The sequence below is a fragment of the Microcystis sp. CS-574 genome (genome assembly GCF_028329095.1).
Taxonomy (GTDB): Bacteria; Cyanobacteriota; Cyanobacteriia; order Cyanobacteriales; family Microcystaceae; genus Microcystis; species Microcystis ichthyoblabe_A.
Genome location: NZ_JAQMSY010000098.1, coordinates 34,790 through 59,318 on the forward strand (window position 1 = coordinate 34,790; position 24,529 = coordinate 59,318).

Consider the following 24,529-nt stretch of genomic DNA (forward strand, 5'->3'; position numbering starts at 1 on the left):
AGTCGAGAGACAAAAAACTTCGCTAAAAAGGAGAATTTATCGAAAAATTGTGGTTAAAAATCGGAACCTTGATCGGTTACGGTAATTGAAGATGCAACGGACCGCCATTTTTTACACCTTGTCGTTGAGACTAAACTGGAAACCCTGGCCCAACAATCGGCAATCAGTGGGGATTGCCAACGAGTGCCACCTTCTCAACCTTTGAGCTGCCAGTCATTACCGCCGCAGAGAGCGCAGTGAGCAGATCAAATCTACAATACCAGATTTTCAAGTGGGGAATCTGGGTTAAAATAGACCGAGAAAGTTAACAAAAAAATTGTCTCGCTCAAGTGGGCGAAAATCAGCTTATGACCCTTGCGGTGGCGATCGAAAACTTAAAAAAATCCTACGGTCAGACAGCAGCGGTTAAAGATATCTCCTTTACCGTGGCAGCGGCAGAAATCTTCGGTTTACTCGGTCCCAATGGTGCGGGGAAAACCACCACGATTCGCTGTCTTTGCACCCTTGCTAAACCCGATGGCGGCAAAATCGAGGTGGGGGGTGTCGATGCCCTGAATAACCCCAAATCCGCCCGTAAACGCCTGGGTTACGTTGCCCAAGAAGTCGCCCTCGATAAAATGCTCACCGGCCGGGAACTGTTGCAACTACAAGCGGCTCTCTATCACATTCCCGCTCAAAAGTCAAGAGATCGAATTAAAGAATTAATAAATCTTTTAGGATTAGAGGAATACGCGGACAAAAAAACGGGGACCTATTCCGGCGGCATCAAAAAACGGCTGGATTTAGCTGCGGGATTACTGCATCAGCCAGAGGTTTTGGTGCTGGATGAACCGACTGTGGGACTCGATATCGAAAGTCGTTTGATTGTCTGGGATTTTCTGCGACAATTGCGGGCGGCCGGAACCAGTGTATTAATTACCAGCCATTATCTCGAAGAAATTGACGCTTTGGCCGATAACTTGGCAATTATCGACAATGGTATCGTCATCGCTCGCGGTACCCCCTCACAACTGAAGGAGCAACTGGGTGGCGATCGCATTACCCTGAAAGTGCGAGAATTTTCCCCAGAGGAAGAGGCTTTCCAAGCGAAAGAATTATTATCCCGTCTGCCTTTTGTCGAGGAAGTAATCGTTAATACCGCCCAGGGTAACTCCCTGAATCTCATCGTCACGGCCAATAGCAATCCTTTAAGCAAAATTGAACAAACCCTAGCCGAATCGGGATTACCCGTGTTTAGCATGGCCCAATCCCGTCCTAGTCTCGATGATGTCTATCTGGCGGCCACCGGACGCACCCTGATGGATGCGGAAATTGCCGCCGCCAGCAGTCGCGACCTGAAGGCGGAGAAAAAACAAGCGATGAAGGAATCCTAGTCTGGCGAGAAAGGCGGTAATATTGCCCAATTGTCCCGTTAAATCATCTATAATTGGAGCGATCGACTATCTATCAATCAATATGAAAGATAAACGGGTATTGCTGACCGGCGGTACGGGGGGACTGGGTTTAGGAGTCACTCCGGCGGTTTTACACCATGGCGGTCATCTAACCATGACCTATCGGGAGGAAAGGGAGGTAGGTCGTCTGAAATCTCGGCTGAGTGCGGCGGAATTTGAGCGTATTCGCTTTGTCAGGGTGGATTTAACCCAAGAAACTGCCGTGTCCAGATTAATTGATGATCTCGGTCGGGTCGATGTTTTAATTCATCTAGTCGGGGGTTTTACCATGGGGGCGACGGAGGAGTTTAGCTATGAAGATTGGCTAAAAATGTTTGATTTAAACCTCCATAGCACTTTTTTACTGTGTAAACACTGTTTACGCTCGATGAAACTTCATAATTATGGTCGTATCGTCACTATCGGTTCTCGTGGTGCCGTACAACCGGGGGCAAATTTGGCCGCCTATTGTGCCTCGAAAGCGGCGGTAGTGGCTTTAACCCAAGCGATCGCAGAAGAAACCAAACAGACTAATATTACCGCTAACGTGGTTTTGCCAAGTGTTATCGATACTCCGAGCAACCGGGAAGCGATGGGAGAGGCAAAGGCCAAGGACTGGGTAAGTCCCCAATCTCTAGCCGAGGTGATCTGTTTTCTAGCGGGGGAAGGGGCGAAAGACTTGCGCGGGGCGGCAATTCCCGTCTATGGTTCCCTGTGAGTGTTTTTTGTCTTCGGGCTGATACACTGATGACGGCGCTCGCTCTTGCTAAAAATTGGGTTTAATTTATGCTTATTCCGATTCTTATCAGTGTTACTATCTTACTTTTATCCTATCTGCTCGGTTCAATTCCCACGGGTTATTTAATCGGTAAATACAGCAAAGGTATCGATATTCGTGACTATGGTTCCGGTTCCACCGGGGCCACCAATGTGTTGAGAACTCTGGGAAAAACTGCCGGGGCGACGGTGTTATTAATTGATATGTTAAAAGGAATGGCGGCGGTAGCCCTGGCACGAGGACTATATTTTATTGATGTCAATCTTCTCCCAGAAAGTTGGTATTATTGGTTAATTATCGGGGCAGCATTGGGAGCAATCATCGGTCATAGTAAATCGATTTTCTTGAATTTTAGTGGTGGTAAATCCGTCGCCACCAGTTTAGGGGTTTTATTAGTGATGAATCCCCTAGTGGCTTGCGGAACTTTGGCGAGTTTTTTAGTTATTCTGGCACTTTTCCGGATTGTTTCTTTAGGTTCAATTATTGGGGCGCTGGTGGTCAATATTTTAATGATTGTTTTGGGTCAACCTCTCCCCTATATTTTATTTAGTTTGATGGGGGGAATCTATGTGATTGTTCGTCATCAGGGTAATATTAAAAGATTGTTGGCAGGCACAGAACCGAAAATAGGTCAGAAAGTACAGCCATCATCGGAATTAGGTTACAGCGTTTCTTCTACAGATGAAGTGTAACCTAATTTGTCTCATCTCTAGACGACTGGCTCATGTTCCCCGTTGCCCGTTCCCTAAAACCAGAGACTTCCTAACTCACCCTTAAGATAACTGATACTAAATCCATTGAGTATAGGCTACATATCAGGACAGGCAATAGGCAATAGAAGCAATAAATAATTCTTTAAATAACCGGATTTAGCATCACCCTTAATTATTGTTTTCCTAAGCCTAGTTTTCTGGTTACTTTAAAGTTGGTTTCGGTGTTTGATAGGGTTTGGGACTAATCGAAGGGACTATCAAAAGCAATAAAACGGTGGTGCATTCCCATAGGATAATATCGGTCAGTTGAGTGCCTTTTTTAACTAGCCATCTCTGCCGCTAGTTTAGAAAATTGGTATAAGTCCCTAAAGATAGTCTCAAGTTTCTCACAACAGAAAGACTACCCGATCAACTATACCCAAAATCGCTCGATCGATTTAGCGTTTGCGTTTGAGTAATTTAGAAATGCGTCGATCATACCGCAACCAACGCCAAATTTTAATAACCAATTCCTCTACCCATAAAATGATCGCATCTAATCCCTCTAAAATCCGTTCTAAGGGGTGTTTAACGTAGCCGACGGGGGTTGATTCGGTTTCTAACCATTCCTCGTTAATTGGTTGAATTATCTCCTTAGCATAGCGGGGATCTAATTGGGTGGCGGGGGGAGATTCTCTGGCAGTAATTTCAGCGGCGGCCGGGGGGATTTTTTGTAAAGATTTATTTTGTTTTTCTTGACTAAAAGCTTTTTTTGTGATACTAGGCTCGGCTGTGGTGACTGGGGACTGGGGAAGGGGATAAGCGGGATTAAGGCGGGGTTTTTCGGAGTCTTGGGGAGAAATAGCCAAGATATCGGCGGATTCTAGCCAATTTTGCTCGCTGACGGCGGAAAATGTCAGGGATTGGCGAGAGGAAAAAAAGTGATCGATCGCCGCTTGGATGAGTTTGCCGATCGTGAAGGGATCCGCTTGGGTTTGTTTTTCTAGCCAATCCTGGAGACGTTGCTTGAAGGTGATCAGCAGAGAATTAGGAAGACTTAGGGGATATTTTGCCGATAAAGCGGGGGAATCAGCACTATATTCTAAATTATTCTTCTCTTTTGCCCAGAAATGCTCGATCGCCGCATAAATTAACCAATAAAGTCGCCAGAGATAGGAGGAATTTTTCTCCAGATTCGGGGACTGGTTAACGAGATCGGAAGGGGGTTTAGAGGTGTGGCTCAAACTGCTGGGGATTGCGGGGGAGATAGCGAGAAATTTAGCCTCGAAAATTGCTAATTTTTCGTCAATAACTTCTAAAATCGCTTGAGAATTTAAATTAGGCAGTGGTAAGGAGGGTGGTGTCGGGGTTTTGACGAGATGGGATTCTTGGAAGAGATTTATCGCGATCGCTATCCGTCCCTGTTGTTCCCAGCGTAGTAGGTTCCAAAACCAACGGATCGGAGGCAAGACAGGATTTTTATCGGTAAAATTTGGTAATAAAGGCGGATATTGACGATTTAATCGCTTAATTTTCCGTTTTTCGAGGGCGTAGTTAGCCAGTGCCGTCCTAATTTGTTTTTCTATTTGTCTTTGGGTTTGATTATCGGTGATTTTAACAGTCTGGTGATCGTTAGTGACGAAAACTAAAGCTTGATCCTCTAGATCGGCTGCTATGCCAATAAATGGCGTTTCTTGGTCAGATAAGCTCTGTAGAAATTCTTCGATCGCATCCGTCCCCTCTTTGCCGGGGGGTGATAATTGTTTCTGGAGACTGTTCCCCAATTGATTAGCCGTCACCCGCAGGGATTGTATCAGTAAATAGACGGGATAGATGGCTATTTGCAGGGCAAGAGCGATCGCATTTTGACCGCGACGGGAAACGCGGCCGAGGTTATCTTTCAGACGGATCAAGCGACGGTTGATCAGGTTGAACAGTCGGCTTTTATAGGGATCGGCAGCCATGGATTTTGGGCGATAACATCTTCATTTAGACTATCCTATTGTGCAAGGGCGGGATAAAAAAAATTTTTGCCAAAACCCTTGACTCTAGGAAAGATTATTGTTATATTTAAAAAGGTCTGAAATCCAAGCCCCCATCGTCTAGTGGCCTAGGACACCTCCCTTTCACGGAGGCGACAGGGATTCGAATTCCCTTGGGGGTATGCAAAAAAGTCAGAAGTGTCAAGCTTCTGACTTTTCGGTTTTTTTCTCCCGTTGATGGCTTTTCGGTAGGGTGACGGTGAAGATTGTTCCCCGATCGATCTGACTTTCGACGCTAATTTGTCCATGATGACTGAGGGTAATCGCTAAAGCGATCGCTAATCCTAATCCTGTTCCCCCGGAAGTGGCGGAATTTTGCCGTGCGGGATCGAGACGATAAAAGCGATTGAAAATATGGGACAAAGCAGCCTCGGGAATCCCGATTCCGTTATCTTTGACGCGCACCAGTAACACCGATTGTCGATCGCGTTTACTTTTTTCCAATTCCACTGCCACATTTTTAGGCTCAGATTCGGGCAAAAAAGCGTGTTTTAGGGCATTAGAAATTAAATTTGTGAATAAACGAGCTAATTGATCCCAATCTCCCTCCATAGTAAACATTTCATCGCTGTAGGAAAAATCCTCTTGGTTCGGTTCCACAATCGACAAAGAGAGGCAAATTCCCTGCTTATCGGCGATTAAACGCTGTTCTTCCACCACTTCCATCAATAAAGCATCCAAAGGTACAGCTTGCTCGATCGGTTGGACGATGCCACTATCAGAACGGGCTAAAAAAAGCAGATCATTGACTAAATTGCCCAATCTTTCCGTTAAACGCTCGATCACCTGCAAGCGTTGATCGCCAGTTTGGGGATAAGCGATCGCCATTTGCACGTTAGTTTGGATAGTGGCGATCGGATTGCGTAATTCATGGGAAGCATCGGCGGTAAATTGTTTTAAACTCTGATAGGACTCTTTTACCGGTTGAATGGCTAAACCGGACAAAAACCAACCAATCCCGGCGACACTGGCAATCATCAGGCAAATTCCGACGATTAAATCCAATAATAGCTGTCTAATTGGTTTTGTCACCTCAAACCAAGGATGACTTACCCGCAGATATCCCAAAACATAATGATCGATTTCCACCCTTTCGGTTATTTGTCGCAGCAGACGATCATCGGATAAGCGAATAGTTTCCCCCTGACGGTGGGGATGGAGGGGAATATCTAAGGATTCGGGCAGAGTTGACCAAACTAGATTACCTTGGGGATCGAACCATTCCAAATCTATATGATCGTCCTCCACGGATTTACCCTGACTGGGAAAACTTGCGAGGGGATCGACGCGATAACGTCCTTGGTTCGGGGGAATCGATTCGATCACGAGGGAACGATTTACCACCTCAATGATGTGTTTAAGGGTATCATCAATGCGATCCACTAGGGTATGCCGCACATAAAAATACATTCCCGTAGCGAGAAAAAGCAGTAGTATGGCAGTGACAACAGTGTACCATAAGGCTAAACGGCGGCGAGTGGCTTGGAACACCGATAATCTATTTATTGGCTAGAGATTTTTAGGGCAATGTATCCTATTTTACAGCTTATTTTAGCGATTTAATAGTGGAGAATAAATTATTTTTAGCTGTGGGGAAAAACTGACGGTTGCCAAGAATAGCTAGACTTGAACGCTCATAGTCCTTAAAAATTGCCGCTAACAAAAGTATTTTTAGATACATTCTTCTCAGTAATTGTTTGAGTAGAACTACAAAAGCAGCTAAAGTGAATTATATTTAATCCTATGGCAACAAGGCTGACAGGAACGGCTAAAAATATTTTTGAGCTTATTTGAATTAATAACAACTATAAATGATGAATTTAAATTACTGGTTAATGAAATCGGAACCCAATGTCTATAGTATCGGGGATTTTAAAAAAGATGGTCAAACTATTTGGGAGGGAGTGCGAAATTATCAGGCCCGCAATTTTCTCCGTCAGATGAAGCGGGGAGATTTAGCCTTTTTTTATCATTCTAATACGACCCCGCCGGGGATTGTCGGCTTGATGCGCGTAGTGGAAACCGATATGATCGATCCCACACAATTCGATCGCGATAGTCCCTACTATGATCCCAAATCCTCTCCAGATTCCCCACGCTGGTGGACGGTTAAAGTTGAGTTTGATCGCCTTTTTCCCCAACTGCTGCCCCTAGGAATTTTAAAACAAAATTTTACCGCCGATGAATTATTATTAGTAAGGACAGGAAATCGTCTGTCAGTGATGCCTGTCAATCAAGCGATCGCAACAAAAATTCTCGCTTTAGTCGCTCGTCAAGGAGTATAAACTATGAACCAAAAAGATGCTATTAATTTACTTTCCCTGATCGGGGGATTATTAGCTGCTATTGTAATTTTAGCGGCCTTTAATGCCTATGTGATTATCACTCCCGGACAAGCGGGGGTTTTAAGTGTTTTAGGAAAGGCTAAGGACGGGGTTTTATTGGAGGGATTGCACTTTAAACCTCCCTTTGTCTCTAGTGTCGATATCTACGATGTTACGGTGCAAAAATTTGAAGTTCCCGCCCAAAGTTCCACTAAAGATTTACAGGATTTATCTGCTAGTTTTGCGATTAATTTTCGTCTCGATCCGACCCAAGTAGTGGCCATTAGAAGAACCCAAGGCACCCTGCAAAATATTGTCGCTAAAATTATCGCCCCTCAAACCCAAGAATCCTTTAAAATTGCCGCCGCTAAAAGAACCGTAGAGGAGGCAATTACTCGACGCAGTGAGTTAAAAGAAGACTTTGATAATGCCCTATCGACTCGGTTAGAAAAGTATGGTATTCTAGTCTTAGATACCAGTGTGGTAGATTTGAATTTTTCTCCGGAATTTGCCCGGGCTGTCGAAGATAAACAAATCGCAGAACAACGCGCCCAAAGAGCCGTTTATATCACCCAAGAAGCGGAACAACAGGCCCAAGCAGAAGTTAATCGCGCTAAAGGGAAAGCTGAGGCACAAAGACTATTAGCAGAAACTTTAAAAGAACAGGGAGGAGGATTGGTTTTACAGAAAGAAGCGATCGAAGCTTGGCGCGAAGGTGGAGCGCAAATGCCCCGGGTTTTAGTCATGGATGGATCGGGAAAAAATAGCGTACCATTTTTATTTAATTATAGTGATTCTTTGTCAGAAAATACCCCCTAAATTCCTGTCCAAGCTCAGAGGCATTTTAAAAGAAACCTTGCCAACTTCTCAAAATTACCCGGTGATATTATCGACAAATGGCATTGAAAACAATCTCTAGCTCCTTGACTATTTGAGGATGAATAAATTGATGATAGTTCCCTGAATGTGATTAAACCGAGGCGCAGTGAATCGGTGCAATCTAAACAGAGAAAAGAACAGAATCAAGGGAAGATCCCTAGAAATAGTTTTCGGACTTTATTGGGGGACTTAGAGACGATTTACCTGAATATGGTAGAATGTGCGATTAGAGAGGGAAGTTATCGTTTTTCTAAGATAACTCGACCGACTTCTCCGCAACAGAAGGCGTTGATTGGTACCCAGTAACGGAGCATCAGAAATTGTCTTAACCCCTCCTACAGCAGAGGTTATGGTCTTTTGTCAAAGGGGAAGTCGAGTCTTCTGGTGGGACGGTGAATATTCTTGATCATCCGGCGGCGAGTCTATCGGGAAGCTTTACAGTTTAGCGTTTCTGGACAAACCGGCGCGATGATGAAAAACAGCCTAGAGCAGTTGCTCTCGTCGGGGGGTCAATGCTATGATTAGGAATAGTTTTGCGGGTATAGTTCAGTGGTAGAACGTCACCTTCCCAAGGTGAATGTCGCGCGTTCGAGTCGCGTTACCCGCTTCTGACGACAATTGTTACGACAACTAATTAGGGTTTGCTGAAAAAGTTTGTATCTTCTAGACTTTTTGTGATAATTTTTGCCTATGGAATCGTGAAATGTTTACTGGGAAAGACTTTTAGGACTATTTTGTTAAAGTAACTATAGTTAGTAAAAGTATAGTCAAATATAGACAGACTGAATTCCATTTCAGAAATTCCCTTCACTTTTACTTCGAGAGATTAATTCTCCTTGGGTGAACTACGCACCTCTCTATCCCATAGCGGTTAAACGCATTTGGGAATGCTTTTCGCAAAATGTTGTAGGAACCCATGACATCAGATTGAACCAGAATCCCCTTATCTGTACGATATAACCCTCGCGAAATTCAGTTTCCTGAAAACACTGGCTTTTCAGTTGTTTGTCCATACACTGGTAGCAGCTCTAAATTCAAAAAATTAGCAACGGAGGTATAGGATTCTTCTTGAATAATCACAGAGATTCCTACTAATTGACATTTATAACTAATCATCTCAATTAATCGAGCATGAGGGATGGTCACAAATTTTTGATTGTTGACTTTTCCTAAGTTCACTTCTTGTTTCCAACCGTCATTTTTCCCAATTACTAAAGTTGTTATCTCTTGGTCAACTAAGAGATTAACTAAATAACGACTAGCCTGATGAAGATAATCATCTACTTTCTGATTACGACAGCGAGTTAAACGGCAAATTCTCTGGGAACTTTGACGATTGCCTTTTAACAGAGATTGTAACTTAGCCCGACGTTGGTTATAAAATTGATTCAGGCTTTTTAACTGACAGGGGGACAAGCGAGCTAGAAAACTTGCTAACAAAGGCTTCTGGCTTCTCTCACTAGAAATAGATCTAGCGATTCTAGGCAAAAAGCTAACGAAAGAACTAGGGATAGGAGCGAGCTTACTAGGAATTATTATTAATAAGTGAGAGATGGTGCGGCAAACTTTTTCGAGCTAAAACCATGAAAAGCTTACGATATATGGATTTCAGCCTTCTTGTCCCCCTGTCAGGCCGAAGATTGTTCAAATCTAAGGCCGGTATGACCTAAAATATTGAGAAAGGTAATCGCTATGGCAAAGCGTCGTAATCCTGCTAAACGATTAGGTTGATAGGAAACAGTAGAACGTTCTACTGAAGAGCTAAAATAGGGAAGGTTAAATAATTGAGTGGTTGTCATGGTTATTGTTGAAGATGAGTTAAAGAAAATTATCTTTCCCAAAAGTGATTTACTGAGTGATGAACCCCCTATGGAAACAGAGTTACATCTGCGTCAATTGATGCTTTTGATCCAATCACTAGAGTTATTATGGAAAGACCGCCAAGATTTCTATGCTTTTGGTAATCTGACTATTTATTACAGTCCCAATCAACGTAAATCAGAATATTTTAGGGGTCCTGATTTTTTTGTGGTTTTGGGAGTAGCAAGAAAACCGCGTAAAAGTTGGGTAGTGTGGGAAGAAGATGGCAAATATCCCCATGTCATCATCGATATTTTGTCTGATTCAACGGCAGAAACCGATCGAGGTCTCAAGAAAGAAATTTATCAGGAAACTTTCCGGACTCCTAACTATTTCTGGTTTGATCCCACCAGTTTAGAATTTAAGGGGTTTCAGTTGATGGCAGGAAAATACGAAGAAATTGCAGCGAATGAACAGGGTTGGTTATGGAGTCAACAGTTAGAATTATTTTTAGGGGTTCATGACAGCCAATTACGCTTTTTTACCCCTGAAGGTAAACTCGTTCCCCCCCCTGAAGAAGTAGCGGAAAAGATGGCTCAAAAATTACAAGATTTAGGGATAGATTGGCGAGATTTGGTTTAAGTTTGACCTGAAATCTTGATCAAGCAAGCTGAACTGCAACTTATGAAGTAACCTGCCCAAATGCTATAGTTAGGGTTTTTTACCGCAATCATAAGCTGTTGACTATCTAAATAACTCTTTAAGACTGCCAGGGAGAGGGGGAAAGGAAGCAGGGAGAAGAAATTTGAGCATTTGTACTAAATTATTCAATACGCAATTTAATGCAGTACAGCTTAAACAAAAATCGAGCTATATTTGCCAATTCTCGAGATGATACTAAATCCGTTGCGTATAGCCTACTTATGAGAACAGGCAAAAGGGGTAATAAATAATCAGTCTTTAATAACCAGATTTAGTATGATTTGCTCTGCTCTAAGAAGTAACTACATTCTTCCTAAGCTCCCAATAGGAGGCTTTTGGTGCTAAAAAAGCAGCTAAAGTAACTATCTGAATTTTAAGTGCCTACTGCTCATTTTTGGCAAGATTTCATATACTAGGAATATAGAGATAAAAAAGAGGAAAACTGATGATTACTATACGCCAAGCGGAGGAAAGAGGCCACGCTAACTATGGTTGGTTGGATACCTATCATACTTTTTCTTTTGCCCAATATTATGATCCCCAACAGATTAATTTTAGGAGTCTCAGAGTTATTAATGAGGATAAAGTGATTGGGGGAAAAGGATTTCACACCCACGGACACCAGAATATGGAGATTTTAACCTATGTTTTGGCGGGAGAACTAGAACACCAAGACAGTCTCGGCACTGGTTCCGTGATTCGACACGGTGAAATTCAACGGATGAGCGCAGGAACGGGGATAAAACACAGTGAATTTAATCATTCTGCCACTAATCCCCTCCATCTTCTGCAAATTTGGATTATTCCCGACCAAAAAAATCTAGAACCCAGTTATGAACAAAAAGCGATCGAATTTTCTCCCCATACCCTACAATTAATCGCCTCTCCCACCGGTGCCGGTAACGCGGTTAAAGTCGATCAAGACGTTAATCTCTACGCAGGAATTCTGCCCCTAGGCCAGTCCCTGACTCATTCCTTAGCTTCCGGTCGTTATGGCTGGTTACAAGTGGCTAGAGGGCAAATAACCCTAAATGGCGTGCATTTACGAGCGGGGGATGGAGCGGCAATTAGCGAGGAAACTTCTTTGGCTATTCAATCTCTAGAAGACTCGGAAATTTTGCTTTTTGACCTAGGGTAGTGGGGTTGAGTGTTAGAAACCCTAGGGGCGAAGTTTTGCCGTCAATTCCCCGGCCGACTTTCAGCCATCAATACTGTCCACCACGCTGAGAAAATCGTTATGGATTAGCTCGGCGATAAAATTCTCTGGATCGGTGATAGGAACAGTAACGCCTTGGCTGGCCACCATCTGTGCAGCCATCCGAGTCATGAATTCCTGTCTTGTTTCCGTCATTCTCCCCTGACATTGTTGTAATTTTTCCACCAATTCCAGTGGGGAATCGGCCACCAGTTTATCTCCCTCGCGGGTGACATAAATTGTCATCTTTCCTACCTCCTAAATGATTGGGAACGAGAATTCGGCACTACTAAACCACTTCTGGAGTTGCTGATTTGAGATATGAATCTTCTTTTCTAGTATTTTTAAAACCTAGAGCCAAACTAACTTTTGCACGGGAACCTGCACAGTTGGCATTCATACCTTGATTCAGCAACGCCGATTTTTCATGGAGTAGTCTCCTTGTCGTCAGCTTGAAATTGAGGGGGGTTAGTACCCCCTTACAGAAATTCAATCAGATAGAAAACCCTGAAACTCCACCACCGCATTGCGTTTCAACCAAGGATTAATTTCCTTTCGTTTTACAGGTCCGTGATGGTTGACGGTAAACCGCAGAAGTCTGGCGCAATACTCGATAGCGAATTTGTGGTTGCTTTTCGAGACTTTGATAAACGTCTCGCAATCCGTCTTGCCAGAAGTATCTTTGAGCAACTTTTTCAAGCTAGGGTCAAAATCCATCGAATCGCCTGAGCATTGAAAAATTCCAGCTTCTTCCGAGCAAGGGGTGTTGGAGTCAGGATTCGTCGTGTCCCTTCCTTCGTTCCAGTTCCATGAACTCTCGAAGCCGCCAAGCACCCTCAGTACCTCCAGCATGACTGCCTTGCGGTGTAGGACACCTTGCCAAGGTCCGAGTTCTGGTTTGACGTTGGAGTAAATGTCGTGTTTATCATTCGGCGTGAAGATATCATCTGGAGCTTGCTTGGCCCAATCGATCAATTCATTCAGAAACGAATCAGGGGGTACTCCACGATTGAAGACTTGTTGTTTACAGGCGATAAATTTTCTAGTCATAAGTACCTCGATAGAATTAATTACACATCAAATTAAGCCTATAAACCTAAAGCTTTGCGAGTACGAGGTCCAACAATACCATCAGCAGTTAGTCCAACAGAACGTTGAAAAGCAATAACAGCTTGCTTGGTATTTTCTCCAAAATCTCCATCTATTGCCCCCGGAGAAAAGCTTTTATCTGTTAGTTTTTGTTGAAGTTCAATAACATCTTGACCAATTGAACCTAGTTTAAGTAAGGGTTCATCTTCTTCAACTGTGCTACCTAATTTATTAGCAACTTCCTGTCGTAAACGAGGTAATTGACTAAATAACCAATCCCCCGGACAATCAGTATTACTAAACTCTCGATGTCCTCGAATATTCTTGGGGCTAATGTTGCAAGAGCTAGATAAAGAAACGCATAATTCTACTAAACTATCCCACTGTTTTTGTCCCATGTGAAAAGTCATGAAGTTGCCTTCATTTTCAATTCCAGGACACTTATTACCGCCAGCAAGTCGGTTTCCGTCTTGGCGAGCATGGGCAGATTGAACGCACATTCCTTGTTTGACTGCATCAAGAGTTCCATGTCTTCCTTCTAGAAGAATTCCTCCAGTTGTATTCAGAAAATTATGTCCAGAATCACTCCAGCCTCTACTATCCATGTGAAATTTTTGAATATCACGAGCTAATTGTTTAGCTCCATCTATTGTTCCCTTTGAGGAATCGTTAGGGGGATTCTGATTATCGGTATGGTGAATCACGATAAATTTAGGCACTGTTTTATCAAAGGGACCGGCTGGTCTTGATCCCCATTCATTAGTTGTAATCACTTTGGCGGTAAAAGGCATTTTTTTGTTCTCCTTAGTTAGAGTAAGTTAAAATTAGAATAGTTTAGAGGATTGAAAAATAAACCTGTTTATGCTCCTCCACAACTATGCTGAGAATCTGGGAGCGTGAATGTTTTTTTGGTTCTGAGGTTAGTTACGGTATAAACTTTTCCTCGATTGTCACCAGGAGGGCAGTTTTTCGGAATTGAAATTAAACACAATTTTACTGGATCTCTGGGCTTGGAAGATTCGGCTTCAGGAACCGTGTCATAAGAAACCAGATAGATTCCGTTAGTAAATTCAATTGATGTTCCCGAACCCAAGATCGGTTTCTTGGTAACTGCATCTTGTAATCTAGTCATTACCTTAGAAACAAAAGTGTTGCTACACTGTCCTACTTTAGTAGGTGGAGGTGCAGCTTGTGATTTGAGGGAAAAGGTCGGAACACTCAAAAAAATGAGAATTGCCGTTAAAGGGAATGTTGATTTCACATCAGGGAACGTTAATTTCATATTATGGTAATAGTCTGACTTTTCGCTTATCAGGAGATGATTATAATAACTTTGTTAGAACTAGAGTTAATTTCTTAGTAAACTACACACTATTATTTCCCTCTCCTATAGTTTTGTCAGCAGAGCAAATCTAGAGAACTTCAAAAACCGAGCATCGCTTACTGATGACTATGTGAGTTCCTTTAAGATTTGTTTTGCGAACTTTTCGCGATTTCCCGCAATTCCGAATCGCTCATACTCTTTCATTCCCTGCATTGCTTGTGCTAGAGTTATGGCAGAACGTAAAATCTGTCCAGCTTTTTTTTCTGTAGTATTTAATTCCTGAACGAAAAGATCGACTTGATTGTGAATGTCAGTAGCCACACTATTCGTGAATGCAGGTACAAGTTTCCGTCGGTCAAAACTCCATTGAGCTAATCCTAATCCCTTTGGTGGCGGGCCTTCCTCTGCGCGTGGATTAAACGAAGATTCTTGCTGCCAGCACCCTAAAATTGCTGCACATTGTACAGGAGAAAATCCATGACTTATCAGTTCATTGTGAATTATCCCTTTATTTCCTGAAAATGGTGAATTCCCCTGACCTGTGCCACCACTGGGGCGAGGGATAATATCTATTTCTGATAGTGGCACTTTCAAGAGTGCCGCCCAGGTATTTCGACCCACTATACCATCCTGTGTGAGAGAGTGTTTCCCTTGAAAACGCTTAACGGCTTCGTCAGTTTTCGGTCCGAACTTTCCATCTATTGATTCGTTTGCCGCTAAAGTTCCCCAATCTTTTAGGGTTTGTTGCAGCCGTTTGACTTCGTTAACGACTTCCGGTTTAGTATCGAAAATTCCATCATTGAGTTTGAGAATGATATGTTGATGTGTCATGAGAAATAAACTCCTTAAGAAAAGATTATTGAAAATTAGTATTGGGAGGAGGCGTTGCCGATTTTAACTATGAATTGTCCTCTAGGCAATTTTTAAAACCTCGGACTAAGCTAACTTGTGGATATGTGCCAAATTATAGCGTTTCCTGTTTGCAAGAGGTACATTATAGATGTTAAAAAGCTTACCCAGCAAAGGTTTAGCTGTGCCACACAGGTGTGAGAACCGCTATAGCGTTCTTCTGGAACTTTCGGAAATCCCTGACCGAATCTAGATTCTGAAACTCTTGCTTGACAAGTGATCGCTAACTTTTTTTCTAATAAAAACTCAAATTTCGGGTTTCTGTTAGTTAGCGATAGCTTGAAGGCTTACCCCATAAGAGAGCTAGAGTTTAGAGACTGTAAGACTTTTGCCAGACTCCCTCCAAGAGCGATAGTATTTATACCTCGGTTAAGCAACGCCATTATTATTATCGCCAAAATAAAAGGATAAATTTGTCAATCTTTGTAACGAAAAATCAAGAAAAACTGTTCTCACCGTATCGCCCTGAACCTTTGCGGAGAAATTTGTTACAATGAATACAAGGGGACTCCCTGCGCCAGATCCCATCCCTAGTAAAAAATTGACCAGGTGGGGAGCGGAAGCGAATAGTTCCGAGAGGATAGACATTTGTCAGAGTTTCCCGCTTCCTTTAGTTTTAGGGGGAAAAGCCATGAAATCTGCCACATTATTATCGCCCGATCGACCGCTGCCAGAATTTCTCCGGTCAGCTATCCAAGACCGCTTTCCGGGGAAAGCGATCGATGATCTCAGCATCCGCTACTATGAAAGCGTCGAGGATGTGGGGTGCGAGTATTTTAACGATCGGGTATTGCCAGCCTGTAGCGATGAGCCTATTGTCCGCTATCTCGGCCCATTTATATCCTACGTCCGTCTAGGAGAAGCCCTGGTTTTGGATCGGCAAGATGGCCTTGTGGTTTACGAAACCGATCGAGATGTTCCCTGCACGGAAACCGGACCTTTCTGGTTGGTGACTCCTAAATCGCGCTGAAAAAGCAAACCCAAGTTGAGCAGCTGAATTGGGAAAAGTTAATAGTTAGGGTTGGCTGAATAAATCTAAAAACCTTGTTGGGTAAGACTTTTAGACTTTGGGGAGGTCAAAAAGTACCAGATATGGTAGTGATCAGGGGGAGAATTCAGGGACTTTTTCCCTGAAAATTAGGTAGTTTACCAGATGAAAATGGGTAAAACCCTACACCCCACACCCCACACCCCACACCCTGCCCCCAGGAAAGACTTTTTCAGCCAACCCTAGTTAAGACTCGATGGGTGGAGTCGCCAAGCGACAAAACCCGTCGCATCTTTATAAGGCTTGCGATCGCAACCAAGCCACGGGTAAATAGAGCATTTTCTTGGCTAAAGGCACGAAGGCACGACGGGCGAAGACATCATAATTATTTGCTTCAATTACGTCTAAAATGCCTTGATAAAGCAGTAAAGCCGCCCAAACCGGCCAACGGGAATCGGGATTAAGGGCGCGAATCCCCCTTTCGGCGGAATCGTAGTAATAACGAGCGCGCTCAATTTGGAAGCGCATTAACGCCTGCCAACGGTGATCATTAACCCCTTTGAGTAAATCGTCTTCGCTGTAGTTAAAACGCTCTAAATCCTCTAAAGGTAGATAAATCCGCCCACGATGGACATCTTCCCCCACATCCCGCAAAATATTGGTTAATTGATTGGCAATACCGAGATCGATCGCTTCTTCTTGGGGAATATAGACGCTTTGATTGCGTCGCCAAGGAGCCGAGCGATCGCCATCTTCCAATCCTAACACCGCGCTGGACATTAACCCCACCGTTCCCGCCACCCGATAGCAGTACAGTTTTAGTTCATCAAAGGTTTGATAACGACTGCGATAGAGGTCCATCTGTTGCCCGGCGATCATGTCCCGAAAGGGTTGGATATCCATGGGGAACTTTTCTAGAGTATCCACGAGAGCGACATCGGCATCCTCAAGGGCAACCCCAGAAAAGACAGTTTCTAGCTGTTTTTCCCATAAATCGAGGGTTTCAGGGGTAGTTAACCAGGCTTGGGGACCATCGACCAGTTCATCGGTACGACGACACCAGACATAAATTGCCCAGATCGCTTGACGTTTTGCTTTCGGCATCAGGAGAGTACCGAGATAAAACGTTTTGGAATACTTCTCTGTAATCCGGCGACAGAGTTCGTAGGACTCCGCAAGGGAGACGAGGGGTTTGGTGGGGTGGGTCGGTTTTGGCAATTGGAGCATTCTGCTGGGGCGGAATGATTGACTTAGATTAACGGCGAACTGTGGCTAATGATATAGCATTGTCTCACTCAAGGCCATTTTCGTCATTAGTCCCTAGCCAGAGAATTAACGAGCGCTGGACACTGGTGTGGATTGGGTTTTATTCGGGTTTAGCGGTGCTGCGGGGTGATCTTTGCTGATCACTGCTGCCGCTAATTTCCCCGATAAAACCGCTCCTTCCATGCTTCCTAAATATTTTTGCATGGTATAGTCACCGGCGAGATAAAAATTCTCGATCGGAGTTTTCTGAGAAGGTCGATAAGCTTGTCGGCCAGGGGTGGCTTTATAAACCGATCGGGGAGTTTTCACCAGATGATATTTTAACAATTGACTGGGATTATCGCCAGTAAAATGTTGGGGAAAGAGTTTTTCTAATTCTTTCATCGTGGCGGCGATAATTTCTTCATCGGATTTGCTAATCCAATCCTGAGCGGGAGCGAGAACTAATTCTAACATCGAGCGATCGGGGTTGGCGTATTCTTTACAGGTGTTGCTCATGTCAGCATAAACACTGAGTAAAGGTGAACGGGAGAATAATAAATGATCGATGTCGGTTAGTTTGCGATCAAACCAGAGGTGTAAATTAATGACGGGAACCCCTTCTAATCCTTCTAATTTTTGAAAGAATTTATCTTCTTGCCAAGGTTTAGGCAGTAAAACTTTTAAGGGATCTACAGGCATCGCAGACACATAAAGATCGGCTTCAAAAAGATAATCTTCCCCGCCATCTAAACCGCGCATTAAGAAGGCTTTAACTGCGCCATTTTCATTTAAGAGAATCTCTTTTAAAGGGGCATTTAAGCACACTTTGCCACCTCTAGCGGTGATATAATCAACTAAAGGTTGGCAGAGTCTTTCTGTGGGTGAACCATCGAGAAAGGCCATTTTTGAGCCGTTTTTCTCCTGTAAAAATCGGTTTAATGCCGTTAGTAGAATCGTGGCGGAAATTTCGTTAGGATCGATAAAGTTTAGGGCTTTCGACATAGCGATAAACACTTCTTTTTCTACCCTAGGAGGGATGTTTTGTTTCTCTAGCCATTCTGACCAAGAATATTTATCCATCTCCTCGACGTAACTTTGTCCTTTAACAATGGCAGGGAGTAAACCGAGTCCAAATTTAATTTTTTCCTCCCAAGTTAACATATCATTATTGCGAAGAATGGCAACAATACCGTTAATTGGGGCGGGAATATCAGGGAAGTCAAACCGCGAATAGGTCCCTGGTTTTTCCGGCTGATTGAAGATCATCGAGTGTTCTTTCCACTGTAAACGATCTTCTATGCCTAATTCTTGGAATAATTGCAGCATATTGGGATAAGCGCCAAAGAAGATATGTAAACCGGTTTCGTACCAGTCACCATCGGCATCTTTCCAAGCGGCAATTTTTCCCCCTAATACATCGCGACGTTCCAGTACGATGGGCGTATGTCCCGCATCGACAAGGTATTTCGCACAAGATAATCCGGCTAGTCCCGCACCAGCGATCGCAACTCGCATCGTTTCCTATCTACTCTCTAATGTCTTGTCTTTATTACATTCGCCATTATACTTCACATTTCGTTACATTTTTTTTCAGATTATCGAGAAGGCAGGGGGCAGGAGGCGACTTTGTTCTCCCCACACCCCACTTCCTTGATAACTGCTGACTGCTTACTGGTCACTGATAACTGATAACTGGTCACTGATAACTGATAACTGATATTGTGATATGTAATTAGCTTAACTAGCTCACCTTTTTAGTTTACGCGTACACCCTCTTCAATCGATCGCTATGACTTTTCCCACTACTTCACCTCAAGTCTCGGAGATAGAGAACAATCGTGCTTGGCATAATTTAACTGGCGAACAAACCCTAGAAATCCTGAGAACCAATGGGGAAACTGGCTTAAACGAGGCGGAAATTGTTAAAAGAAAAGATATTTTCGGTTTAAATGAACTAAAAGAAACGGGAGGACGCAGCCCGTTAATGATTCTCTGGGAACAGTTTACTAACATTATGTTAGTGATGCTGATTGCCGTGGCGGTGGTTTCGGCGGTTTTAGACCTGAAAAAAGCGGAATTTCCCAAAGATGCGATCGCTATTTTTATAATTGTTATTTTAAACGGTATTTTAGGATATTTACAGGAAAGTCGGGCAGAAAAGGCTTTAGCAGCCCTTAAGCAGTTATCCTCGCCGAAAGTCCGGGTTATTCGTAATAGTAGCACCTTTGAAGTAACGGCCAAGGAACTTGTCCCTGGGGATATTATGTTACTGGAAGCGGGGGTACAAATTGCCGCCGATGGCAGATTATTAGAAGCACAAAACCTGCAAATTCGCGAAGCTGCCCTCACGGGTGAAGCGGAATCGGTGAATAAACAAGCAGAGAGGGTTTTACCGGAAGATGCCTCTTTAGGCGATCGCATTAACCTCGTCTATCAGGGTACAGAAGTAGTACAGGGACGGGGGAAAGTGGCGATTACCAAGACGGGAATGGATACGGAAATCGGTAAAATCGCCGCTTTGTTGCAAGGAGTAGAAAGTGAACCCACACCCCTACAACAGCGAATGTCGCAGTTAGGTAACGTTTTAGTGAGTAGTTCCCTAGCTTTAGTGGCTGTAGTCGTGCTTGGTGGCGTAATTCGCTTTGGTTGGCAGTTTTTTGAATCATTCCTCGAAACTTCCCTCAGTATGGCTGTGGCCGTTGTACCCGAAGGTTTACCGGCAGTGGTGACGGTGACTTTGGCAATTGGAACCCAAAGAATGGTGAGAAGACAAGCTTTAATCCGTAAATTGCCGGCAGTGGAAACCTTAGGCTCGGTAACGACGATTTGCTCCGATAAAACCGGAACTTTAACTCAAAATAAAATGGTGGTGCAGAAAGTCAATACTTTCGGGCAGACAATTACTGTCACGGGGGAAGGTTACGCACCCATCGGTGAGTTTAATGGTGCTAGTGAAAGTGATCCCGAACTACAGGCAATTTTAACGGCTTGTGTGCTGTGTAATGATGCACTTTTGCAGAATAAAGAGCAAGAATGGTCAATTTTAGGCGATCCCACCGAAGGAGCTTTACTGACGTTAGCGGGTAAAGGAGGACTATATCGGGAAGCATTGGCACCAAAAAGCCCTCGTTTAGGCGAATTTCCCTTTTCTTCCGAACGAAAGAGAATGTCAGTAATCTGTGAGAATGCCCAGTTAGGTTTGGGGGATTCTGCCTATTTAATGTTTACCAAAGGATCACCGGAATTAATTCTCGAACGTTGTTCTCTAATCCAAGTTGGGGCGGAAAGTCAACCCTTAACAGATGAACAAAGAAGCCGTATTTTGGCACAAAATGACGAAATGGCGGGTAATGGCCTACGAGTCTTAGGTTTTTCCTATAAACCGATGACAGAAGTGCCGGAAGCGGAAAGAGAAGATAGTGAGGAACAATCCTTGGTTTGGTTGGGATTGGTGGGAATGCTCGATGCACCCCGCAAAGAAGTTAAAGAAGCGGTTGCCCTCTGTCGTCAAGCGGGAATTCGTCCGATTATGATTACCGGAGATCACCAATTAACGGCCAAGGCGATCGCCATTGAATTAGGCATTGCTGCCCCCGGGGAGCGAGTAATCACGGGTAAAGAATTAGAAAAAATGTCTCAGAATGACCTAGAGGGAGAAGTAGATGGTGTTAGCGTCTATGCTCGCGTTTCTCCCGAACATAAGCTGAGAATCGTCCAAGCCCTGCAAAAACGGGGCAAATTCGTCGCCATGACGGGGGATGGAGTCAATGATGCTCCGGCACTAAAACAAGCGGATATCGGCATCGCCATGGGCATTACCGGAACCGATGTCAGCAAAGAAGCCAGCGATATGATTTTGCTAGATGATAATTTTGCCACCATCGTCGCTGCCACCGAAGAGGGGCGCGTGGTTTACAGTAACATTCGGCGCTTTATTAAATATATTCTCGGCAGTAATATTGGCGAGGTTTTAACCATTGCGGCGGCTCCGCTGCTCGGTTTAGGCGGTGTACCCCTTTCTCCCTTGCAAATCCTCTGGATGAACCTTGTTACTGACGGTTTACCGGCTCTTGCTCTGGCAATGGAACCCGCCGAACCTAATGTGATGAAACGTCCACCTTTTAGCCCCCGGGAAAGCATTTTCGCTCGCGGGTTGGGTTGGTATATGATTCGCATCGGCATCGTCTTTGCCATTCTCACCATTATTATGATGTACTGGGCTTACCAATATACTCAGGCAACCCCCGAAATCGGAGATCCCGGACGCTGGAAAACCATGGTATTTACTACCCTCTGTTTAGCACAAATGGGTCATGCTTTGGCGGTGCGTTCCCATACCCAGTTAGCTGTGCAAATGAATCCCTTCTCTAATCCTTACATTATCGCCGCCGTGGGCTTGACAACGATCCTACAATTGTTGTTAATTTATGCTCCTCCTCTACAAAGCTTCTTCGGCACTCAATGGATTAGTGGCACGGAATTATTAATCTGTTTTGGATTTAGTGCCTTAATGTTTGTTTGGATCGAGTTGGAGAAGTTATTTATTCGCTGGTTCATGACGAAAAAATAAATCAATGCCAACACCAATTATTCTGACTTTAACGGTTTTAGTCGTTGCTTTAGTCGCTTTCGTGGCGGAATGGCTACCGGTAGATTTAACCGCTTTATGTGTGGCGATTGTCCTGATTCTGTTGGGTTTAGTTACTCCCGAAGAAGGTATCGCCGGATTTAGTAATTCTGCCACGGTGACAGTGATGGCGATGTTTGTGCTTAGTGCCGGAATTACCCGCACGGGAGTGATTCAAGTAGTTCGCGATCGCTTGTTGGTTTGGGGGGGTAAAAATCCCCACCAACAGGTATTTGTACTAGGGGCATTGGTGGGGCCGATTAGTGCTTTTATTAATAACACGGCAGTGGTGGCGATCTTTTTACCCATCGTCGAAGATTGGTGTAAAAAACAAAAAATTTCCCCTTCTAAGTTATTAATTCCCCTTTCCTACGCCACGGTTTTAGCGGGGATGATTACCGTGGTGGGGACTTCTACTAACATTCTCGCTAGTGGTATTTCTGCCAAGCTGGGTTATGGGCAATTTAGCTTATTTCAATTCACTGCTTTGGGAGTAGTAACTTTTTTAGCAGGTTTGATTTATTTAGCAATTTTTGCCCCGAAATTACTACCCGATCGCAAATCTTCCACGGGGGAATTTTTGGACGATGATTATGGTTCTAAAGTATATCTGAGTGAGGTAATTATTAGCCCTCGTTCTAATCTTATCGGTCAAACTTTATCTCAAAGTGGACTACAAAGAAAGTTCGATTTTGATGTTTTGGAATTAATCAGAAATAAGGTACATTTATCCCAACCTTTAGCCGATAAAGTTCTCAATGCTGGTGATATTTTAATCGTTCACAGTAGTCGGGAAGAACTATTAAAAATTAAAGATGAACGAGGCTTAGAAATCTTTGCCGATGTCAAATTTCAGAAAGGAGATATTGAATCGGCAATTACTACAGGTGAGGAAAAATTAGCCGAGGTTTTGATTCTCTCTAATTCCCGTTTAATTGGGACAACTTTAAAAGATTTGAAATTCCGTCAGCGTTATAATGCAACGGTTTTAGCGATTCGGCGTGGTTCGGAATTACTACAAGGAAGATTAGGAAAAATTCCTTTAAAGTTTGGCGATTTGCTCTTAGTTCAGGGACCTAAACAGAGTTTTGTGGGGTTACAAACCACAAGAGAATTATTAGTCTTAGAAGAAAAAGATATCGAATCCCTGCGACAGGATAAAGGCATTATTGCTTTAATGATTACTTTGTTGGTGATTATTATTGCCGCTTTTGATATTCAACCGATTCTCGTCACCAGTTTAGTTGGAGTGGTTTTAATGGTAATTACTGGCTGTCTAAAACCAGGGGAAGTCTATGGTTCCATTCGTTGGGATATTATCTTTTTATTAGCGGGTTTAATTCCCCTGGGTACTGCCATGGATAACTCAGGAACGACTAAATGGTTAGCAGATAATTTAGTAGCTATCGGCGGACATCTTTCGGGGTTTTGGATCTTAGTTTTCTTCTATCTAATTACCTCATTTTTAACTGAAATTCTCTCTAATAATGCTGCCGTCGTGTTAATGATTCCCGTCGCCGTGGAAGTGGCGAAAACTTTGGGTTTAAATCCTTTGGCTTTTATGTATGCTGTCACCTTTGCTGCTTCTAATAGTTATCTAACACCGATTGGCTATCAAACTAATACCATGGTTTATGCACCAGGCGGCTATAAATTCCTCGATTTTACCCGTTTGGGTGCGCCCCTAAATTTAATTTTGACGATTTTAACCCCTAGTTTAATTGTCTTGTTTTATGGCTTGAAATAAAGAAAGAGATCGAAGATTCTTCGATCTCTAAAAAGAATTTGATCAGTAGTCAAAACTATTTCGATTCAGCGAAGCGTTTACGCAGGGATTCGGTGCGCTTTTTCGCCACGGTATTATTAGGATCAAATTTGAGAGTTTCTTCGTAGGTTTCGAGAGCTTTTTTTGCCATTTGTTTCTTTTCGTAAACATTGCCAAGATTATTAAGAGCGATCGAGTATTGAGGATAAAGTTTAATTGCCTCTTTGTAGTTACGAATCGCTAATTCTAATTGTTCTTGGGCAAAATAGGAAAACCCGATCGCATTATAGATTAGGGCTTGATTTTCTGGTTCGATGCTTTCTTCCTCAGAGATTTTTAAAGCCTTTTGTAGTAAACTCAATGCTTGAACATAGAGTTTTTTATCGAGATACAGACTCCCTAATTCATAGTATTCTTTAGCTGTACCTTTTTCTTTTTGCAATTTCTTTTGTAGCTTGTTAAAGGTTCCTTCCACTCGACGGGTTTTAAAGATTTGCACGATGACAAAAATTCCTAAACCAATCACGAAAATTAGCAATCCAGAAACGTAAATAAGCGGCAGGGTATCTTCCATAATTAGCGATCAAGCAATTAATATTTTTATACTTATTCCCTCAGATTATAGCAGGATTTAGTCAGTTATCAGTGATCGCCGCTCAGATGTGAGTTTTCAGTTCACTGTTCACTGTTCACTGTTCACAGCAAAAAACTCCCCACACCCCACACCCCACACC

At 43.3% G+C, this 24,529-nt stretch carries 22 protein-coding genes, 2 tRNA genes and 2 pseudogenes; 13 read left to right on the plus strand and 13 right to left on the minus strand.

From position 1 onward, the window contains the following. Nucleotides 1-347 precede the first annotated feature (347 nt). From PN470_RS07785 to plsY, 3 genes are all read left to right on the plus strand, one after another. Complete coding sequence (locus PN470_RS07785) at nt 348-1,373, plus strand: ABC transporter ATP-binding protein (RefSeq protein WP_272104228.1); 1,026 nt, start codon at nt 348-350, stop codon at nt 1,371-1,373. Between the two features lie 82 nt (nt 1,374-1,455). Then, nucleotides 1,456-2,151 carry a 3-oxoacyl-ACP reductase FabG gene (gene fabG, locus PN470_RS07790; protein WP_271937777.1) on the plus strand — a complete coding sequence of 232 codons (696 nt, stop codon included), beginning with the start codon at nt 1,456-1,458 and terminating at the stop codon, nt 2,149-2,151. Between the two features lie 68 nt (nt 2,152-2,219). Then, a complete protein-coding gene (gene plsY / locus PN470_RS07795) occupies nt 2,220-2,903 on the plus strand; it encodes a glycerol-3-phosphate 1-O-acyltransferase PlsY (RefSeq protein ID WP_002736324.1) in 684 nt (227 codons plus the stop codon). Between the two features lie 458 nt (nt 2,904-3,361). Here the strand turns inward: plsY and PN470_RS07800 are convergent, their stop codons facing one another. Then, nucleotides 3,362-4,867: a hypothetical protein gene (locus PN470_RS07800; RefSeq protein WP_272104230.1), complete on the minus strand. Its 1,506-nt coding sequence runs from the start codon at nt 4,865-4,867 to the stop codon at nt 3,362-3,364. Nucleotides 4,868-4,994: 127 nt separating this feature from the next. Here PN470_RS07800 and PN470_RS07805 point away from each other — a divergent pair. Continuing rightward, nucleotides 4,995-5,067 (plus strand) — tRNA-Glu (locus tag PN470_RS07805). Between the two features lie 19 nt (nt 5,068-5,086). Here PN470_RS07805 and PN470_RS07810 read toward each other — a convergent pair. Together PN470_RS07810 and PN470_RS07815 are read right to left on the minus strand one after the other, a co-directional pair. After that, entirely contained in the window at nt 5,087-6,436 is a 1,350-nt protein-coding gene (locus PN470_RS07810) for a sensor histidine kinase (RefSeq protein ID WP_002736017.1), read from the minus strand. 55 nt (nt 6,437-6,491) lie between these two features. Next, on the minus strand, nt 6,492-6,626 hold the full coding sequence (locus PN470_RS07815) for a hypothetical protein (protein ID WP_272104233.1): 135 nt from the start codon (nt 6,624-6,626) through the stop codon (nt 6,492-6,494). A 130-nt stretch (nt 6,627-6,756) separates the two neighbouring features. Here PN470_RS07815 and PN470_RS07820 point away from each other — a divergent pair, with 130 nt between their 5' ends. From PN470_RS07820 to PN470_RS07835, 4 genes are all read left to right on the plus strand, one after another. After that, nucleotides 6,757-7,230 carry an EVE domain-containing protein gene (locus PN470_RS07820; protein ID WP_194032917.1) on the plus strand — a complete coding sequence of 158 codons (474 nt, stop codon included), beginning with the start codon at nt 6,757-6,759 and terminating at the stop codon, nt 7,228-7,230. Nucleotides 7,231-7,233: 3 nt separating this feature from the next. Further along, on the plus strand, nt 7,234-8,088 hold the full coding sequence (locus tag PN470_RS07825) for a prohibitin family protein (protein ID WP_002755602.1): 855 nt from the start codon (nt 7,234-7,236) through the stop codon (nt 8,086-8,088). A gap of 462 nt (nt 8,089-8,550) precedes the next feature. Next, nucleotides 8,551-8,673, plus strand: coding sequence for a hypothetical protein (locus PN470_RS07830; RefSeq protein WP_256380580.1), 123 nt, complete (start codon nt 8,551-8,553; stop codon nt 8,671-8,673). Between the two features lie 10 nt (nt 8,674-8,683). After that, nucleotides 8,684-8,755 (plus strand) — tRNA-Gly (locus tag PN470_RS07835). A 206-nt stretch (nt 8,756-8,961) separates the two neighbouring features. On the opposite strand, the pseudogene PN470_RS07840 reads toward PN470_RS07835, so the two are convergent. Beyond that, nucleotides 8,962-9,549 (minus strand): annotated as a pseudogene (locus tag PN470_RS07840) (IS200/IS605 family accessory protein TnpB-related protein); the annotation flags it as partial. A gap of 230 nt (nt 9,550-9,779) precedes the next feature. Next, nucleotides 9,780-9,947: pseudogene (locus tag PN470_RS07845) on the minus strand (enediyne biosynthesis protein UnbU); the annotation flags it as partial. On the opposite strand from PN470_RS07845, the gene PN470_RS07850 reads away from it, so the two are divergent. Further along, entirely contained in the window at nt 9,946-10,590 is a 645-nt protein-coding gene (locus PN470_RS07850) for a Uma2 family endonuclease (RefSeq protein ID WP_272104240.1), read from the plus strand. The pseudogene PN470_RS07845 and the gene PN470_RS07850 overlap by 2 nt on opposite strands. Nucleotides 10,591-11,095: 505 nt before the next feature. Then, nucleotides 11,096-11,788, plus strand: coding sequence for a pirin family protein (locus PN470_RS07855; protein ID WP_002737203.1), 693 nt, complete (start codon nt 11,096-11,098; stop codon nt 11,786-11,788). Between the two features lie 60 nt (nt 11,789-11,848). On the opposite strand, the gene PN470_RS07860 is transcribed toward PN470_RS07855, so the two are convergent. The 5 genes from PN470_RS07860 to PN470_RS07880 all read right to left on the minus strand — a co-directional run bounded on the left by PN470_RS07860 (nt 11,849) and on the right by PN470_RS07880 (nt 15,089). After that, nucleotides 11,849-12,091, minus strand: coding sequence for a hypothetical protein (locus PN470_RS07860; RefSeq protein ID WP_002737723.1), 243 nt, complete (start codon nt 12,089-12,091; stop codon nt 11,849-11,851). Nucleotides 12,092-12,334: 243 nt separating this feature from the next. Continuing rightward, nucleotides 12,335-12,895, minus strand: a complete 561-nt coding sequence (locus PN470_RS07865) for a hypothetical protein (RefSeq protein ID WP_016516133.1) — start codon at nt 12,893-12,895, stop codon at nt 12,335-12,337. Nucleotides 12,896-12,933: 38 nt separating this feature from the next. After that, nucleotides 12,934-13,725 carry a peptidoglycan recognition protein family protein gene (locus PN470_RS07870; RefSeq protein ID WP_002755594.1) on the minus strand — a complete coding sequence of 264 codons (792 nt, stop codon included), beginning with the start codon at nt 13,723-13,725 and terminating at the stop codon, nt 12,934-12,936. A 68-nt stretch (nt 13,726-13,793) separates the two neighbouring features. Then, nucleotides 13,794-14,216, minus strand: a complete 423-nt coding sequence (locus PN470_RS07875; RefSeq protein WP_002792669.1) for a hypothetical protein — start codon at nt 14,214-14,216, stop codon at nt 13,794-13,796. 168 nt (nt 14,217-14,384) lie between these two features. Continuing rightward, on the minus strand, nt 14,385-15,089 hold the full coding sequence (locus tag PN470_RS07880; protein WP_002755590.1) for a phage tail tip lysozyme: 705 nt from the start codon (nt 15,087-15,089) through the stop codon (nt 14,385-14,387). Between the two features lie 571 nt (nt 15,090-15,660). Here PN470_RS07880 and PN470_RS07885 point away from each other — a divergent pair. Beyond that, a complete protein-coding gene (locus PN470_RS07885; RefSeq protein ID WP_334310427.1) occupies nt 15,661-16,137 on the plus strand; it encodes a hypothetical protein in 477 nt (158 codons plus the stop codon). Between the two features lie 312 nt (nt 16,138-16,449). Here PN470_RS07885 and crtB read toward each other — a convergent pair whose 3' ends face one another. Together crtB and pds are read right to left on the minus strand one after the other, a co-directional pair. Next, the gene (crtB, locus tag PN470_RS07890; RefSeq protein WP_271937794.1) at nt 16,450-17,382 is read right to left on the minus strand and encodes a 15-cis-phytoene synthase CrtB; all 933 of its coding nucleotides are present in this window, start codon (nt 17,380-17,382) and stop codon (nt 16,450-16,452) included. Nucleotides 17,383-17,487: 105 nt separating this feature from the next. Continuing rightward, nucleotides 17,488-18,918, minus strand: a complete 1,431-nt coding sequence (pds, locus tag PN470_RS07895) for a 15-cis-phytoene desaturase (protein ID WP_016516130.1) — start codon at nt 18,916-18,918, stop codon at nt 17,488-17,490. Nucleotides 18,919-19,192: 274 nt separating this feature from the next. Between pds and PN470_RS07900 the strand changes: the two genes are divergently transcribed. Further along, on the plus strand, nt 19,193-21,973 hold the full coding sequence (locus PN470_RS07900) for a cation-translocating P-type ATPase (RefSeq protein WP_272104245.1): 2,781 nt from the start codon (nt 19,193-19,195) through the stop codon (nt 21,971-21,973). Nucleotides 21,974-21,977: 4 nt separating this feature from the next. Then, complete coding sequence (locus tag PN470_RS07905; RefSeq protein WP_272104247.1) at nt 21,978-23,777, plus strand: SLC13 family permease; 1,800 nt, start codon at nt 21,978-21,980, stop codon at nt 23,775-23,777. Between the two features lie 55 nt (nt 23,778-23,832). Here PN470_RS07905 and PN470_RS07910 read toward each other — a convergent pair whose 3' ends face one another. Continuing rightward, nucleotides 23,833-24,369: a tetratricopeptide repeat protein gene (locus tag PN470_RS07910; protein WP_002735092.1), complete on the minus strand. Its 537-nt coding sequence runs from the start codon at nt 24,367-24,369 to the stop codon at nt 23,833-23,835. Nucleotides 24,370-24,529: the final 160 nt, after the last annotated feature.